This is a genomic window from Burkholderia sp. MR1-5-21 (assembly GCF_053427715.1).
The window spans coordinates 80363-97840 of sequence record NZ_JBSAXD010000033.1 but is presented as its reverse complement, the minus strand read 5'-3'; the positions used below and the strand labels follow the sequence as shown (position 1 = coordinate 97840).

Here is a 17478-nt window from a genome sequence, read left to right as displayed (position 1 = left end):
TAGCCGCTACAATCCAAACTGTCGATAATTGAGATTATGTCAACTCATATAACCGCCAGAAGTCCAGCATCTTCCTCACATCACGGCATTGAAGCGTGATCCCGCTTCCAAGGACATGGCGTGACCGTGTCATCGCGTATCCGGTCTTTCCGGCCATCCGTAGCACGCGGCAACATACCCACGCGCCGTACGAAACTCGAATGTTTCAGATACGTTCAAGTCGACCCGGATTGTTTTAAATTCGATTATTAATTCACATTCCTCGAACGCCTTGTCATCCGGCATTTCATTTCCTATAAATCACTAGTGCCGAATCGACCGAGAATGAAAAAAGCGACGCTCAAGAATTTCGATTTTCCGATGGACGTCACCTGACCTATCCGAAGAGTCATGGAAATCGGCAATTGTTCATGGCGCAGTGACATTTCAAGATCCCGGCACCCATGAATTGGAGCCAGTACGCCAATAGAAGGAAATGGAATGCCGGGCATTCAATGATCCAACGCTCCGGCATGTCCCGATCGACGCGGTGGTGACCACTGTCGTTGTCCGGCACCATCACGACCGATCCGCCATCGCCCAGCCGTATCGGAGAACCACGGAATTCGCCGGCATTGCGGCCTTCGACGATGCCGGCGCTCCATGCGTCCGAAGCGCATGAGGCCGTTACTCGAAGGAACGGGGAAACATCCAACCTCTTCTAGGTTAAGGTGAAAAAATGAATCTCAATCCGATTGAAAGCAAGCCACACGGGACCTTTGCCGAATTCGCCAACACTGCCCCTTTTTCCGCCGCCGCGGTCGACAGGTTCAAAATGGCGCTCTATCACGACGGCGTCCAGTTGGGTTGGCTTGGCCAAAACGGCGGCGAATGGGCCGTTCTCGTCGATTCCGCCGCGAAAGCGTTGACGCTCGAACAATATCCCTACAACGGCGTTACGTATTACCGGATCCAAGGCACCAGTCGATATCTGTCCGTCAGCAACAACGCCTACGTCGGGTTCTATAACTGGATAGGCGCACGCGGATGGACGCGCCAGGGCTCGATTTTGATTTCCGATTTCAATCAGCAGAAACTGTCGCTCTATTCCAAAGACAACGCGTATCTGTATGCGTGGGATGCGTACACCGTGCTCGATGTGGGTTTCGACGCGCCATAACGCACGACGATTCGACTGCCGGCTTGAGTTCCCGGCCTCCACAGCGCAGGAAGCGGGCGTCCCCCCCGGCAACACGGGCGGGATGCCTGCCGGGTTGCGCCATTCGTATTCATCCCACCAGCAAAAATGGGGAAGCACGATGACCTTCAAGATTCTCAGTTGCGATGGCGGCGGTATCCGAGGGTTGATCACCGCCCTGCTCATCCAGGACCTCGACCAGCGCAGCCGGATCATCGCGAGAGCGGACGGCTTTGCCGGCACATCCACGGGCGGCCTGATCGCCCTGGGGCTGGCGCGCGGCGCATCCATTTCCGAGATCGTCGATATCTATAGGACGAAGGGTTCGGTGATCTTTCGGGAAAACGGAGCGTGGCTGGCACAAAAGCCGGCACTCGAACAGACCAACGTCCTGGCGGGACCCGGCGTGTTCGAATGCCAGTATGTCAACACCGGGCTACAGGAGATCGCCAAGTCGCTGGTCGGAAACAGCAAGCTGGCCGATCTGTCCCGCTTCGTCGCGATCAACTCGGCGCGCCTGTGGAGTCCACCGACAAAGAGCTGGGCGCCGTGCACCTTCTCCAACGGAAACGGCAACGCCTATCGCGACATCAGCATATTCGACGCCGCACTTGCCACATCGGCCGCGCCGACGTATTTCCCGCCGTACGAAATCGCAGGGCTCGGCTATTTCGCCGATGGCGGCGTATTCGCGAACAATCCTTCCGTGTCCGCCATTGCCGAGGCGCTGGCCAGCCGTCGCGCAGGCAATCTGGGCGATGTGCGCCTGCTGTCCCTTGGCACCGGAATCAGCCCCGAGGGCATTCCCCCGAACGCTGTCGGCAACCCGTTGACCTGGGGCGTTTCGAAATGGCTGTGGCCGCTCGAAAGCGGGAACGTACCGGCAGCAGCCCTGCTCGGGCTGACGATCGATACGACGTCGACGATCGCCGCACAACAGGCCGCGCAGATATTGAACGACAACTACCAGCGCGGAAATTTCGTGCTCGGTCAATCCGTCGGGCTCGACGACTGGCAAAAGGCGTCGGAACTGGAGAGGGAAACCCAGGCGTACATGAGATCCGCCGAGTGGCAGCGCGTTTGCCAGTGGGTAGAACAATACTGGCGCTGATCGCGCATCGATAGCCACGCTGCTTCGCGATGCTTCCGTTAGCTTGCAGATGTCAGTTTCCGGCGCGCCGGAAGCCCTCGAGCAGTCGAAGCCCGATCGGAAACAGACTTCTGCAGACTAACGGGGCACGGCCGCCACCGCGCCCAATCACTCCCCAACCGTCTCCGCCTGACGCGCATCGCGCCTCGCCATCGTCACTCGCCGGCCACGCCGGCCCACGGACGCGACCACACGAAACGCGACCGGCGCGAACACGAGCCCGAGCACCGTCGCAGCAAGCACGCCCCCGAACGCGCCGGTGCCGATCGAGCGACGGCTTTCCGCGCCCGCGCCCGTCGCGAGCACGAGCGGCACGACGCCGAGCAGGAACGCCATCGACGTCATCACGATCGGCCGGAAACGCGCGGCGGCCGCGTCGACCACCGCCTGCCGCAGCGGCACGCCGCGTCCGACGAGATCCCGTGCGTACTGGACGATCAGGATCGCGTTCTTCGCCGACAGCCCGATCACGGTGATCATCCCGACCTTGAAGTACACGTCGTTCGGCATGCTGCGCACGAGCGCCGCCGCAATCGCGCCGACCATGCCGAGCGGCACGATCGTCAGCACGGACAGCGGAATCGTCCAGCTTTCGTACAGCGCCGCAAGCGCCATGAAGACCGCGAGCACCGACAGCGCGACGAGAAGCGGCGTTTGCCGCGCCGCGACCTGCTCCTCGCGCGCCGCGTCGACCCAGTCGTAGCCGATCCCGGTCGGCAACGCGGCAGCGAGCCGCTCCAGTTCCGCCATCGCCGCGCCCGAGCTGGTGCCGGTCGCCGCCCTGCCGCTGATGTCGAGCGACGGATAGCCGTTGTAGCGATTCAGCATCACGGGGCCGATCGTCCAGTGCGGCGCGGCGATGGCCGACAGCGGGACCATGTCGCCGGTCCGGTTCGGCACCGTCAGCGCCATCAGCTGCGCGTCGGTCGCGCGCGCGGCCGGATCGGCCTCGATGATCACGCGGCGCATCCGGCCCGACGCCGGGAAATCGTTGATGTAGTTCGAGCCGAACGTGCCGCCGAGCAGGCCAGTGATCCGCTCGAACGGCACGCCGAGCGCATACGCCTTCGCGCGATCGACATCGAGTTCGATGCGCGGTGCGTCCGGCAGGTCCTCGGAATGCACGGAGGCAAGCGCCGGGTCCGCCTTCGCGCGTTCGGACAGCTGCTCGCGAGCCGCCTTCAACGCGTCGAGCCCGACGCCGCCCCGATCCTCGAGCCGGAACGTGAATCCGTCCGCGTGCCCGATGCCTTGCACCGACGGCGGCAGCGCCGCCTCGACGTCGCCGTCGAGGATCGTGCCGAAGCGCTCGTTGAGGCGGTCGCGCAACGCGATCGCGTCGACGTCGCGCTGCGCCCAGTCCTTCAGCTCGACGAACGCCATCCCGACGTTCTGCCCACTGCCCGCAAAGCTCCAGCCGATCACGCTCGTCACGTTCGCGATCGCCGCCTCCGCGTGCAGGATCGCTTCGACGCGGTCGACGACCGCAAGCGTGCGCTCCTGCGTGGCGCCGGCCGGCAACTGGATCATCACCTGCAGCTGTCCCTGGTCCTCGGTCGGCAGGAAGCCGCCCGGCATCATCCAGTACAGCAGTCCGCACGCGGCCACGAGCGCGGCGTAGACGGCCACGACGACGCCGGTGCGGCGCACCGCGAACACGGTGACGCGACGATAGCCGGTCTCGGCACGCGCGAAGGCCGCGCCGAAGCGGTCGGCCAGACGCGCGCCGAGGCCGCGCCGGCGTGCGCGGCCTGCAACGCCGTCGTGACGCGGCAGCGGCTTCAGCAGGTTCGCGCACAGCGCAGGCGTCAGCGACAGCGCCATGAACGACGACACGAGCATCGACGCAATCATCGACACCGCGAACTGCCGGTAGATGCCGCCGACACTGCCCGGGAAGAACGCCATCGGCACGAACACGGCAGTCAGCACCGCAGTCACGCCGACGATCGCCCCGCCGATCCGCTTCATCGCACGGCGTGTCGCATCGCGCGGCGACGCGCCCTCCTCCATCACGCGGTGCACGCTCTCGACGACGACGATCGCATCGTCGACGAGGATGCCGATCGCCAGCACGAGGCCGAACATCGTGAACACATTGATCGACAACCCGAACGCCCACATCGCGACGAACGCACCCATCAGCGTGACGGGAATCACGACGGTCGGCACGAGCGTGTAACGCAGGTCGCGCAGGAACAGCCACATCACGCAGAACACCAGCACGACGGCCTCGACGAGCGTCAGCACGACTTCCCGGATCGCGATCTTCACGAAATGCGCGCCGTCGAACGGAATCTCGACCGCGACGCCGGGCGGCAGCGTCTTCGACAGCTCGGCGAGCCGCGCGCGGATCGCGTTCGACGTTTCGAGCGCGTTGCCGCGCGGGCCGAGCTGGATGCCGACCGTAGCCGCCGGCTTGCCGTTCAGCCGCGAATAGAACGAATAGTCGTCGCGGCCGATTTCGATGCGCGCGACGTCGGCAACGCGCACCGCCGAACCGTCCGGCTTCGACTTCAGCACGATCCGGCCGAACTCCTCCGGCGACGCGAGCTGCCCCTTGACGATGATCGACGCGGTGAGCTGCTGGCCGCGCACGAACGGCGCATCGCCGATCGCGCCGGCCGTCACCGTCGCGTTCTGCGTGCCGATCGCCGCGATCACGTCGTCGGCGCCGAGATCGTATTCGCGCAGCTTCTGCGGATCGAGCCAGACCCGCAATGCTTCATCGGCGTCCCACTGCTCGGCCGCGCCGACGCCCGGCGCTCGCTTGAGTTCGCGCAGCACGTAGCGGTTCAGGTAATCGCCGAGCTGCGCGGAATCGCGCGTGCCGTCGGTCGACGTCAGCGTGACGAGCATCAGGAACGTGTTCGCCGCCTTGAACACGCCGATCCCCTGCTGGACGACCTGCTGCGGCAGCCTCGGCTCGACCTGCTTCAGCCGGTTGTTCACGTCGACGAGCGCGATGTCCGGATCGGTGCCGGGCGCAAACGTCACGTCGATCTCGAGGTCGCCGTGACCGTCGCTGCTCGTCTCGTAGTACAGCAGCCCGTCGGCGCCGTCGAGGCTTTCCTCGATGATGCTGCCGACGTCGCCGTCGACCGTCTCCGTCGACGCGCCCGGATACGTCGTGGTGATCACGACCCGCGGTGGCGCGAGGCGCGGATATTGCGCGATCGGAAGCTGCGGAATCGCGAGCACGCCCGCGACGACGATCGCGAGCGCGACGATCCACGCGAAGACGGGGCGGTCGATGAAGAATGACGGCATTGGCGTACGGTGAACGGTGGGTCAGCGGATGGCCAGCGGCCCGGCAGCGCATACGGCCGCGCTGCGCGCACGGCGCATCGAACCGGCGGGACGCCGCATCGTGACTGAGGACGTCATCGCGCTACAGCGTCAGCTCGAACGATCGCGCGAGCAGGCCCGGCACCTTCGCGCCTCCTGTCGCGCGCTCGCCGTACGTGCTGTCGTTCGCGAGCAGCGCCGGCGTCGCGCCGAGCTGTTCGAGCTCCGGGCCGAACAGCCGGTAGAAGCTGTCGTCGAACCGCATCGCATCGACCGGCGCGACGATCTGCCCGCGTTCGACCCAGAACGTCGCGAAACGCGTCATGCCCGTCATCCGGCACGCGATCGGGTCCGAGAAATTCAGGTACCACAGATTGCCGACATAGAGTCCCGTGTCGAGCGCCGCGAGCACATCGGCGTCGGCAAGCGTGCCGCCTGCGATCGACAGCGACTGCGGCGTTTCGTCGTCGCCGGCGCCGTTCGGCACGAGCCCGTGCTCGCGCGCGGTGCGCGCGCATACGAGTTGCCCGGCGCCCCGCCCCGCGACGACGAGCGGCACGCTGTCGCGCCGATAGCCGTCCGCGTTGAACGCCGGCGCGATGCCGAGCGAGAAATCCTCGGCGATCGACACACGCGGGTCGAGCGCGACGTCGCCCGCATAAAGCCGGTGCAGCGGGCTGCGTGCGCTCGCGTGCGCGCGCGCCGAAAAACCGCTCCAGCCGAGCAGGCTCGTCATCTCGTTGACGGCGTCCGGCGCGAAATAGGCGCGGTAGCGTCCGGGGGTCAGCGTTTTCGGCGTGCGCCCGAGCACGGGCAGCCGCGCGGCGGCCGCGTCGACCTTCGCCGCGAACGCCGCGTCGCTCCAGTCGTCGCCCGCATAGACGGTCTTGATCGCGCGGCCGCTCGGGTCATACAGCGACCAGCTGAAGTCGAAGTTCGCGACCTCGTACCAGCCACGGCTGCCGGTCGACGACGCGAAGCCGCGCACGAGCGTGCCGCCCGCATGGAAGCCGACGAAGTCGAGCCCGCGCGCGCATTCGGCGACGACCCGCGCGAGCCCGTCCGCATCGGGCAGGCGGCCGGCGCGGCGCGTCTCCAGTTTCCAGGCCGACGTGTCGAACAGCAGATGCGGATCGTCCGGCGCGTCGCGCAGCCCGGCGCGCAACACGGCGAGCGCCGCCGCGAGTTCGGGCAGATCGGCAGCCGGATCGCCGCAGACGGTCAGCGACGAGCGCGCCTGCCGCGCGCCGTCGACGAGCCGCACGGCAAGCCGCCCCTGCGTGACGCGCCCCGTCTGGCGAATCCTGCCGCCATTGAAGCGCACGAAGTCGGAGGTTTCGCCGGAGAACCCGAGCAGCACGGTTTCGGTGGGCGTCGTCAGCCGCTCGGCCTCGTCGGCGAGCCGGGTGAAATGCGCATGCCAGTCGATCCCGCCGCTTTGCGCCGTCGTATCGAATCCCGTCATCACGCGCCTCCGAATACGTCGACGTCGGCGAACACGCAGGCCGGCGACGCATGGCCGACGCGGATGATCTGCGCCGGCTCGCCCTTCCCGCAGTATGGCGTGCCGTAGATGCCGAACGTGCTGGCGTCGCCGACCGCGCGCAGGCTGCGCCAGAACTGCGCGGAGATGCCGCGGTAGTTCGGGCGCTTGACGACCTGCGTGAGCCGGCCGTTCTCGATCAGTTGCCCGAATTCGCAGCCGAACTGGAATTTGTTGCGGTGGTCGTCGATCGACCAGGACGTGTTGGTGCGCATCAGGATCCCGTGCTCGATGCCCGCGATCAGTGCGTCGAGCGGCTGGTCGCCGGGCTCGACGTTCAGGTTCGCCATCCGGTCGATCGGCGCCCGGTTCCAGTTCGACGCGCGCGAGTTGGCGACGCCCGGCAGGCCCGCGCGCTGCTGCGACAGCGCCCCGCCGAGCAGCCGCTCGAGCACGCCGTTGCGGATCAGGTACTGCTTGCGTGCGGGCGTGCCGTCGTCGTCGAACGCATAGGATGCGGCCTCGGCGACCGGCTCCGGATCGAACGTGACGTTCAGCAGCGGCGAACCATACTGGTATTGGCCGATCATCTCCGGCTTGACGAAGCTCCATCCGGCGAAGTTGCGCTCGTCGCCAAGGATCCGGTCGAGCTCGAGCGGATGGCCGATCGACTCGTGGATCTGCAGCATCATCTGGTCCGGCATCAGCAGCAGGTCGCGCCGGCCGGACGGGCAGTTCGGCGCAGCGAGCAGTTGCAGCGCCTCGTCGGCGACGCGCGCGCCGGCGCCGTCGAAGCCGTAGCGCGCGAGCACGTCGACGCCGCCCTGCGCAAGCGTGCCCGATTGGCCGAGCGAACGCACCTGCGTGTCGCCGTCGCCGTGCGCGACGGCTTGCAGCTCCGGCATCAGGAAGCGGAACCGCTGGTCGATCCGCACGCCGTCGCTCGTCACATAGAACTGCTCGGTGTGCGTGACCATCACGCTCGCGGTGCGCTCGACGATGCGCGCGTCGAGATTCGCGGCCGCGCATTCATGCGCGAGCCGCTCGATCCATTCGGCGCGGGACGGCAACGCGCTGTCGACGCCCGGCGACGCATACGTGCCGCCCGCGTGCGGACGCGCGGCGTGCCGATGATCGACCAGCGACCACGGCGCGCTCGCCTTTGCACGCGCCGTCGCGACATCGAGCGCCGCCTGCAGCCCGGCCGCGGACAGGTCGGCCGTCGCCGCGTAGCCGGCGCCCGCGCCGGCCCAGGCCGTCAGCATCGCGCCGCGTTCGCGCGTGCGCGAATATGGCTGCGCGACATCGTTGCGCACGGCGTGCTCGTCGATCGTCTCGTCGACGATGCGCAGCGACCAGAAATCTGCATCGCTGCGCAACCCTTGGGCGCGCTTCGCCCAGTTCTCGTCAATCATCTGCGCTCTCTTGCAGGCCACGCTCCGGTGCGAGCATCGACGACGCGAGCAGCGCCTGCGTATACGGATGTGACGGCGCGTGAAGCACGTCGAGCGTATCGCCTTCCTCGACCACGCGCCCCGCCTTCATCACGATGACCCGGTGCGCCATCGCGCGCATCACCGCGAGGTCGTGCGTGATGAACAAATAGCTCAGTTTGTACTTCTTTTGCAGATTCGTCAGCAGATTCAGCACCTGCTTCTGGATCGATACGTCGAGCGCGCTCGTCGGCTCGTCGAGCACCAGCAGTTCCGGCTCCACCGCGAGCGCCCGCGCGATCGCGATCCGCTGCCGCTGGCCGCCGGAGAACTCGTGCGGATAGCGCAGCATCGACTCGGCGGGCAAGCCGACTTCCTGCAGCAGCGCGGCGATCCGCGCACGCCGCGCGTCCCCGTCCACCTCGGGCCGGTGCACCGCAAGCCCCTCGCCGACGATCTGCTCGACCGTCATCCGCGGCGACAGCGAGCCGAACGGATCCTGGAACACGACCTGCATCCTGCCGTACAACGTGCGCCGGCCGCGCGTCGTTCGCAGCACGTCCAGCGGCATGCCGTCGATCTCGATCCCGCCGGCCGACGGCCGCTGCAATCCGAGCACGGCCGACGCGAGCGTCGATTTCCCCGAGCCCGATTCGCCGACGATCCCGAGCGTCTCGCCGCGCTTCAGGCTCAGCTTCACGTCGTGCACGGCCCGGAACGTCGTCTTTCCCAACACCGAACGCCAGCCCTTCGCCGCGATGCGGTAATCGACGGCGAGATCCTTCACGTCGAGGATCGTGCGCGCGCCAGCAGCGACCGGCTCGACGGCCCGTTGCGGCGCGCTGTCGAGCAGGCGCTGCGTATACGGATGCTGCGGGTTCGAGAACAGCGCATCGGTCGTGTTCGTCTCCACGAGCACGCCCTTCTCCATCACGGCCACGCGCTGCGCGAAGCGCCGCACGAGATTCAGGTCGTGCGTGATCAGCAGCACGGCCATCCCGCGCGCGGCGGCTTCCTGCTCCTGCAGCTCGATCAGCAGGTCCACGATCTGCTGGCGCACCGTCACGTCGAGCGCGGTCGTCGGCTCGTCCGCCAGCAACAGCCGCGGCCGGCACGCGAGCGCCATCGCGATCATCGCGCGCTGCCGCTGCCCGCCCGACAGCTGATGCGGAAAGCTGTCGATCCGTCGCTCCGGCTCCGGAATCCCGGTGCGCCGCAGCAGCGCGATCCCGCGCTCGCGCGCGTCGCCCGGCCGCAGCCCCTCGTGCAGCCGCAGGCTTTCGGCGATCTGCTTGCCGATCGTGTACAGCGGGTTCAGCGCCGTCATCGGCTCCTGGAACACCATCGCGATATCGGCGCCGCGGATCCCGCGCATCTGCTGTTCGGTCTTCGCGAGCAGGTCCTCGCCGTCGAACAGCATCCGGCCCGACAGTGTCGCCTGCTGCGCGAGCCGCAGGATCGACAGCGCCGTCACGCTCTTGCCCGACCCCGACTCGCCGACGAGCGCCACGCGCTCGCCGCGGCCGATCGACAGGCTGAGCTCCTGCACGGCCACCTTCGCGCCGAAGCGCACCGAAAACCGGTCGATCTGCAGCAATGCGTTCGTCATCAACGCTCTCCGCCGAATGCCGAGCCGCGTGCGCGCGTGTCGAGCGCGTTGCGCAGCGCGTCGCCCATGAACGTCAGCAGCAGCAGCGTCACCACCAGCGCCGCGAATGCCGAGATCGAGATCCACCACGCGTCGAGATTGTTCTTGCCCTCCTGAAGCAGCTCGCCGAGGCTCGGCGTCGGCGGCTGCACGCCGAGGCCCAGGAAATCGAGGCTCGTCAGCGACAGGATCGCCGCGCTCATCCGGAACGGCAGGAACGTGATCACGGGCGTGAGGCTGTTCGGCAGCACGTGGCGCCACATGATCTGCGCATTCGTGAGTCCCATCGTGCGCGCCGCTTTCACGTAGTCGAGCGCGCGGTTGCGCAGGAATTCGGCGCGCACGTAGTCGGACAGCACGAGCCAGCCGAACATCGACAGCAGGATGAACAGCAGCCACAGCGACGGCGTGAAGATCGACGCGAAGATGATCAGCAGGTAAAGGTCCGGCAGCGCGCTCCAGATCTCGATCAGCCGCTGTCCGATCAGGTCGGTGCGGCCGCCGTAGAAGCCCTGCAGCGCGCCGGTGAGCACGCCGACCAGCACGCCCGATACCGTCAGCGCGAACGCCATCAGCACCGACAGCCGGAACCCGTACAGCAGCCGCGCGAGCACGTCGCGACCGAACTGGTCGGTGCCGAGCCAGTTGCTCGCCGACGGCGGCGCCGGATACGGCCGCGACGCGAAGTAGTCGATCGTGTCGAAGCGGTAGCGGTTCGGCGGATAGATCGCGAAGTTGCCGCCGGACTCGATTTTCGTGCGGATATACGGATCGAGGTAGTTCGTCTTCGCCGGGAAGTCGCCGCCGAACTCGGTCTCCGGATAGTCCTTCACGATCGGAAAGTAATAGTGCCCGTCGTAGCGCACGATCAGCGGCCGGTCGTTCGACAGCCCGTCGGCGCACAGACTGAGCGCGAACAGCGCCGCGAAGATCACGAGGCTCCAGTAGCCGAGCGGCTGCGCGCGAAAACGCTGCCACGTGCGCCGCCACGGCGACGGCGATGCCGCACAGGCGGCGCACGCCTGGTCAGTGGTCCAGGCGGCTGAATTGGATGCGGGGGTCGACGAGGACATAGCAGACGTCAGCAATGAGTTTGGTCAGCAGGCCGATGAGCGTGAACAGGAACAGCGAGCCGAGCACGACCGGGTAGTCGCGGCGGATCACCGAGTCGTACGACAGTTGCCCCATGCCGTCGAGCGAGAACAGCGTCTCGATCAGCAGGTTGCCGTTCAGGAACGCGCCGACGAACGCCGCCGGCAGCCCGGTCAGCAGCGGAATCGCCGCATTGCGCAGCACGTGCTTCCACAGCACGTCGCGCTCCGGCGCGCCCTTCGCGCGCGCGGTCAGCACGTACTGCCGGCCGATTTCCTCGAGGAACGTGTTCTTCGTCAGGATCGTGACGATCGCGAAATTGCCGATCACCGACGCCGTCACCGGCATCACGATGTGCCACAGATAGTCGAGCGCCTTGCCGACGAGCGTCAGCTCGTCGAAGTTGTCCGACGTGAGCCCGCGCATCGGGAACACCTGCCAGAACGTGCCGCCGCCGAACAGCATCAGCAGCAGCACGCCGAGCACGAAGCCCGGGACCGCATAGCCGGCCAGCACCATCACGCTCGTCGCGGTGTCGAACCGGGAACCGTTGCGCACCGCCTTCGCGATGCCGAGCGGCACCGACACCAGGTACGTGAGGATCACCGTCCACAACCCGAGCGTGACCGATACGGGCAGCTTCGAGCGGATCACCTCCCACACGCTTCGATGCGCGTAGTACGACTGCCCAAGGTCGAACGTCGCATAGCTCTTCAGCATCAGCACATAGCGCGCGAGCGGCGGCTTGTCGAAGCCGAACTGCTTGCGGATCTGCTCGATCTGCTGCGGGTCGACGCCTTGGCTGCCGTGATAGCCGCCCGAGCCGCTGCCCGCCTCGCCACCGCGCGCTCCGCCGTGGCGCAGCTGCGTCAGCACCTGCTCGACCGGCCCGCCCGGCACGAACTGCGTGACCACGAACGTGATCGTCACCACCCCGATCAGCGTCGGAATCATCAGCAGCAGCCGTCTGAGTATGTATGCCAGCATCGTTGCCCCCCGTCAGGCCGCCGGGCCTGGATTCGCCGCCGGCTTGTTCGCCGATTCAGCCGGCGGCCGCTTCAAGTACCAGTAGTCGACGATCCAGTCCTCGTAAAGATAGGAAGCCGGCACGATCCGCGGATGATCGAACGTCGACTTGTACGCGATCCGTGCGTTCGGCAGGTAGTACTGCGGCACGAGCACGTACAGGTTGATCAGCACGCGATCGAGCGCGTGCGTCGCGGTCTCGAGATCGTCGAGCGTGTCGGCCGACAGTGCCGCGCGGATCAGCGCATCGACCACTTTCGATTTGACGCCCGGATAGTTTTCCGAGCCGGGCTGCGATGCCGCCGCGCTGCCGAAGCGGCGCGTCAGCTCGGCGCCCGGGATCGTGACGGGCGGATAGATGTACGTCGTCATGTCGTACTGGAAGCTGTCGAGGCGCTTCTGGTAGACCGCGCTGTCGATCTCGTGCATGGTCGCGTGGATGCCGAGCGTCGCAAGCGCCTGGATATACGGCAGGATCAGGCGGTCCATGCCGGGCTGGTCGTCGATGATCTCGATCGTCATCGGCGTGCCGTTCGCGTCGCGCAGCGCGCCGTCGCTGTAGTGCCAGCCGGCGGACGCGAGCAGGTCGCGCGCCTGTTTCAGGTTCTCGCGCAGCGAGCCGGGCGGCAGCGTCGACGGCTGCTTGATCATCGGGCCGAACACCTCCGGCGGCAGCTCGGCGCGATACGGCTCGAGCAGCGCCAGCTCCTTGTCGCTCGGCATCCCCGACGCCGCGAACGGGCTCGCCTCCCAGAAGCTGTTGGTGCGGCGGTACTGGCCGTAGAACATCATCCGGTTCATCCAGTCGTAGTCGAACGCCAGCGCGAGCGCGTGCCGCACGCGCACGTCCTGGAACATCGGCTTGCGCATGTTCACCATGAAGCCCTGCATCTGCGCCGGGCCGTCCGGGAATTCGCCCTTCTTCAGCATCCCGTTGCGGAAGTTCTTGCCGACGTACTTGCGCGCCCACTGCGTCGAGCTGTATTCCATCCGCGCGTCGGTGTCGCCGGCCTTGAACGCCTCGAGCTGCGTGTACTGGTCGAGGTACAGCTTGAACGACACGCGCGCGAAGCGGAACATCCCGCGCCGGGACGGCAGGTTCGCCGCCCAGTAGTGCGGATTGCGGACGTAACTGATCTGCTTGTCGTTCCGGCGCTGCTCGATCAGGTACGCGCCGCTCGCAATGGGCGGCACGGTCGCGATCTGGTCGAACGGCGGCCGCGTGCCGTCCGCGCGCTGCCCCCATTTCGGCGAGAACACCGGCAGGTCGCCCGCGATCAGCGCGGCATCGCGCTCCGGATGCTTGAACTCGAAGCGGATCGTCCGGCGGTCGACGATCACCGCGCGCCGGATGACCGAGAACTGCGCGTTGAACAGCGGCGACGCCTGCGGGCTCGTCAGCGTGTCGAACGAATACTTGACGTCGGCCGCGGTGATCGGGTCGCCGTTCGAGAAGCGCGCGGCCGGGTTCAGGTGGAACGTCGCCGAGCTCCGGTCGGGCGCCACGTCGACGTCGTCGGCGATCAGCGCGTACTCGGACGCGAGCTCGTCCCAGCTGCGCTGCATCAGCGTGTCGAACATCAGGTTCTGGATGTCCGGCGCGGGCGAACCGCGCACGAGGAACGGATTCAGCGAGTCGTAGCTCTGCGCCTCGTTGTAGTTCTCGAAGTTGAGCGTGCCGTCGTCCCGCGCGTCGGGGTTCGCATAATCGAAATGCGTGAAGCCCGGCGGATACTTCGGCTGACCGTATTGCGCGATCGCCGGCACGGCGTGCGCCGCTTGCCCCATCGCGCCGCTGGCGACCAGCACCGCGCAGGCGAACAGAGCGGCTCGCACGCCGTTGCGTACGCCGTTCGGTACGCATGCGCGCGCACGCGTCGCGGGGCGCGCCGATTGCGTCAAACGCGACGTCAATTGCGGCGAGCGACGCGTTTGCGGCATGTGCGGCGTGCGTGGCCTTCGCCACTTCAACAGTCTCATCGTCAGCCTGCCCAGAAGCGCGCCGGTTCGTGGCCTGCGCGCGGTCGATGCCCGTGCCGGACGCATGCCGACGGCGCCGTCGCGGCGCCGGGCGGCCTCGCCCTGCGTTGTGTCCGTGTTCCCGAAGATCGGGTACTGCTGTGCGCCGTCGCGCGTCCCGGTTGCGGGCCGCTGCGGCGCCAGGCAAAAAGAGGCCGCTCCGAAGGGGTGGATTCAGGCAGTGGAGCGGCCTATCGTAAGCCTGTCAGTTCTCCGCGCGCGTCATCAGAACTTGTACGTCGCGCCGATCTGCGCGAAACGGCCGATGTACGAATACAGCGACGTGTCGTACCCGCTCTGGTCCAGCGTGCCGTTCGCGAAGATCGGGTCGTACGGCGGCGTGCGGTTGAAGATGTTGTTGATGCCGCCGTAGATCGTCCAGTTCTTGAACCCGGTGTACGTCATCATCAGGTTGAACTGGCTGTACGAGCCGACCTTCTGCGGCGCCGGCGCGGGCAGCAGGTTCTGCGCGTACGGGCCCGTGAATTCCCACGTCAGCGCGGTATCGAAGCCGTGGTAGTTCCAGTCGAGCGTCGTGTTGCCGCGCCAGCGCGGGAAGCTGCCGCCGAACGGCTGCGTGATCGTGAAGTTGTTGCCCGCACCGTTGACCGGCGTGCCGCCCGGGAAACCGATCTTGTAGCTGTTGATGTACGCCCAGTCGCCCGACAGCGTGACCGTGCCCCAGCCCTTGATCGGCAGGCCCTGGCGGAACGTGCTTTCGAAGCCGTTCGTGTCGAGGTAGCCGAGGTTCTGGTACGGAATCACCTTGTACAGCAGCTGGCCCGTCGTCGGGTCGATCGCGATCTTCGACGGCGCCCCCTGCCCGATCACATTGTCGATGCGGATCTTGTACCAGTCGAAGCCGAAGTCCGTGTAGCGGCTCGGCGACAGCTGGAAGCCGATGTTGAAGTTGCGCGTGCGCTCCGGCGCGAGGTTCGGGTTGCCGACGGTGATCGACGTGTAGTTCTGGCCGGTGGCCGGGTCGACCTGGATGCCGAGCGTCTGCGACTTGCTGTCCTCGACGAACGTCGGTGCGCGGAAGCCGCGGTTGTACGACGTATACAGCGTCAGCGCCTGGATCGGTTGATAGCGCAACGCGAAGCGCGGCGAGAAGGCGCCGCCGACGTCCGTGTAGTGGTCGTAGCGGCCCGACTGGCTGAACGTCAGGTTCTGCAGGATCGGGATGTTGATCTGGTAGTAGACGGCCGCGACGTTGCGCTGGCCATCCACCGTCTCCAGGTCCGGCGTGATGACGGCGCCGCTCAGGTACTCGGAGCCCGGCGTCAGCGTTTCGCTCTGGTGCGTGAACTGCGCGCCGAAGCCGATACCGACGTCGCCCGTCGGCAGGTGGAACAGGTTCGGCGTCGACAGCGTCGCGTCGATCGTATCGAGCTTCGAGATGCCGAGGTTGTTCGCTTCCTGATACAGGCCGTTGAACGCGTTCGGCGTCGCCGCCGGATTCGCGAAATTCAGCGTGCCGTTCTGGTAGATGTTGTTCAGCGCGTTGACGTTCAGCTGGTTCGTGAAGACATTCGACACCGTGCTTTGCGAATGGCTGACCGACGTCGCCCAGTCCCAGTCACCGTACGGCAGCGTGAACGAACCCTTGATGCCCGCGGCCGCGCGCCAGTAGTTGGCCCAGGTCTTCTGCGCGACCGTGTTCGGAAACGCGTACGTGAGCGGCGTGGCCGCACCCGTCGTGTTGTACGGATTGGTCACCGGCACGACCGTGTTGAACGGCGACAGCAGCTGCGTCTGCGGATTCCAGACGAGCGCCGGGTTCTGCGGGTTGCCGATGACGTTGTTCCACAGCCCGTCGTTGGTCGTGGTCGTGTTGTAGCTTTCGAGGAAATCCGCGAACGCCGTCGTCGTGTCGTTGACCTTGAAGTCCGCATGGAGCTTCGCGTTCAGGCGTTCGGTCATCGGCAGGATCGACGTGCTTTCGGCCGTGTTGTACGCGCAGACCGTGCCCGGCGAGCCGGCCGACAGCGAGTTCGATGCCGCCGGGTGGACCGAGCCGCCGAACGGACAGCCGCCGGTCAGTGCCTGCGCGACGCCACCGGGCATGTTCCAGTACGATGGTGCGAGCAGCGAGAGGCCGCCCGGCTTGCCCGTGAAGTCCTGGTCGCGCGTTGAATCGCGGTCGGCGAGCGTGAAGCCGTTCGACTTGTAGTAGCTGAGCGCCGCCGTCACGTTGAAGCGGTCGGAGTTCAGGTCGCCGAAGCCGCCCAGGATGCCGAACTTCGCCGTGCCGTCGCCGTTGCCGGCGTTGATCGCGCTGCCGAGGCTGCCGTCGAGCTGCAGGCCGCGGAAGTTGTGCTTCGTGATGATGTTGACGACGCCGCCGATCGCGTCCGAGCCGTATTGCGACACGGCGCCCGTCTTCACGATTTCGATACGCTCGATGTCGTTGAGCGGCAGCGTATTCAGGTCGAAAAACGAATCGACGCTGTTCGAGAAGAACGCATACGGCGCCACACGCTGGCCGTCGATCATCACGAGCGTGTATTTCTCGGACAGGCCGCGCAGCGCAATGCCGGCGGCGCCGGCCGCAAAGTTGCCCGACTGCCCTTCGCCCCAGCTGTTCGCCGAGTTGGCCGACGCGTCGCGCAGGAAGTCGGTGACGGTCACCGCGCCGCTGGCCTGGATTTCCTTCGGCGTGATCGTCTGCACCTGCTGGAAACCGGTCTTGTCGGACTGCCGGATCAGCGAGCCCGTCACTTCGAACCGCTTGATCTGTGCGACCTTGCCCTGCCCGTTTGCCGCAGGCGCGGCCGGGGCCGCCTCACCGGCAGCCGCGCCGGCCGCCGTGCCGGATGCGGCTTCGGGCGCCGCCGCGCCCGCGGCAGCGGACGTGCCCGCAGTGCCGCCCGTTTGGGCGGCCGTCCCGCCCGCCTGCGCGACGGTCACGGGCGCGCCGTTCGCGACCGCATCCGCGACCGCGACAGCGCCCGGCGCCGGCTGGCTCTGGGCGAACGCCGGCGGCGCCAATACGGCCGTCAGTGCCAGTTCCGCCCAGACTATTCTTTTGATGGCCAACGCCAATGCTCTTTGCTTCATCTTTTCCCTCTCGCTCGTCAGTAAGACCCCACCCGCTGCGCGTCGGAACCTTGTGAACTCCCTCGCGCTTCCTGGGCGCCCGTGTACCGGAACCCGCCATTG

10 protein-coding genes are annotated in these 17478 nt (G+C 66.7%); 2 read left to right on the top strand and 8 right to left on the bottom strand.

The genetic code is table 11. The annotated features are described in order from the left end of the window. Positions 1-718: 718 nt before the first annotated feature. Positions 719-1159, top strand: coding sequence for a hypothetical protein (locus ACV229_RS33025; RefSeq protein WP_448087288.1), 441 nt, complete (start codon positions 719-721; stop codon positions 1157-1159). Between the two features lie 139 nt (positions 1160-1298). After that, positions 1299-2288, top strand: coding sequence for a patatin-like phospholipase family protein (locus ACV229_RS33020; protein WP_448087287.1), 990 nt, complete (start codon positions 1299-1301; stop codon positions 2286-2288). A gap of 147 nt (positions 2289-2435) precedes the next feature. Here the strand turns inward: ACV229_RS33020 and ACV229_RS33015 are convergent, their stop codons facing one another. From ACV229_RS33015 to ACV229_RS32980, 8 genes are all read right to left on the bottom strand, one after another. Beyond that, positions 2436-5597, bottom strand: a complete 3162-nt coding sequence (locus tag ACV229_RS33015) for a multidrug efflux RND transporter permease subunit (RefSeq protein WP_448087286.1) — start codon at positions 5595-5597, stop codon at positions 2436-2438. Between the two features lie 121 nt (positions 5598-5718). After that, positions 5719-7080 (bottom strand): metallopeptidase TldD-related protein, encoded by a 1362-nt coding sequence (locus tag ACV229_RS33010; protein ID WP_448087285.1) that lies wholly within the window; start codon positions 7078-7080, stop codon positions 5719-5721. Beyond that, positions 7080-8513: a TldD/PmbA family protein gene (locus ACV229_RS33005; protein WP_448087284.1), complete on the bottom strand. Its 1434-nt coding sequence runs from the start codon at positions 8511-8513 to the stop codon at positions 7080-7082. The genes ACV229_RS33010 and ACV229_RS33005 overlap by 1 nt, the downstream gene beginning before the upstream one ends. Further along, a complete protein-coding gene (locus ACV229_RS33000; protein WP_448087283.1) occupies positions 8506-10140 on the bottom strand; it encodes an ABC transporter ATP-binding protein in 1635 nt (544 codons plus the stop codon). The genes ACV229_RS33005 and ACV229_RS33000 overlap by 8 nt, the downstream gene beginning before the upstream one ends. Further along, on the bottom strand, positions 10140-11252 hold the full coding sequence (locus ACV229_RS32995) for an ABC transporter permease (RefSeq protein WP_448087282.1): 1113 nt from the start codon (positions 11250-11252) through the stop codon (positions 10140-10142). Before ACV229_RS32995 ends, ACV229_RS33000 begins: the two co-directional genes overlap by 1 nt. Then, positions 11206-12258: a microcin C ABC transporter permease YejB gene (locus tag ACV229_RS32990; RefSeq protein WP_448087281.1), complete on the bottom strand. Its 1053-nt coding sequence runs from the start codon at positions 12256-12258 to the stop codon at positions 11206-11208. Before ACV229_RS32990 ends, ACV229_RS32995 begins: the two co-directional genes overlap by 47 nt. 12 nt (positions 12259-12270) lie before the next feature. Next, complete coding sequence (locus ACV229_RS32985; protein WP_448087280.1) at positions 12271-14238, bottom strand: extracellular solute-binding protein; 1968 nt, start codon at positions 14236-14238, stop codon at positions 12271-12273. Positions 14239-14541: 303 nt separating this feature from the next. Further along, a complete protein-coding gene (locus ACV229_RS32980) occupies positions 14542-17376 on the bottom strand; it encodes a TonB-dependent receptor (protein WP_448087279.1) in 2835 nt (944 codons plus the stop codon). Between the last annotated feature and the right edge of the window lie 102 nt (positions 17377-17478).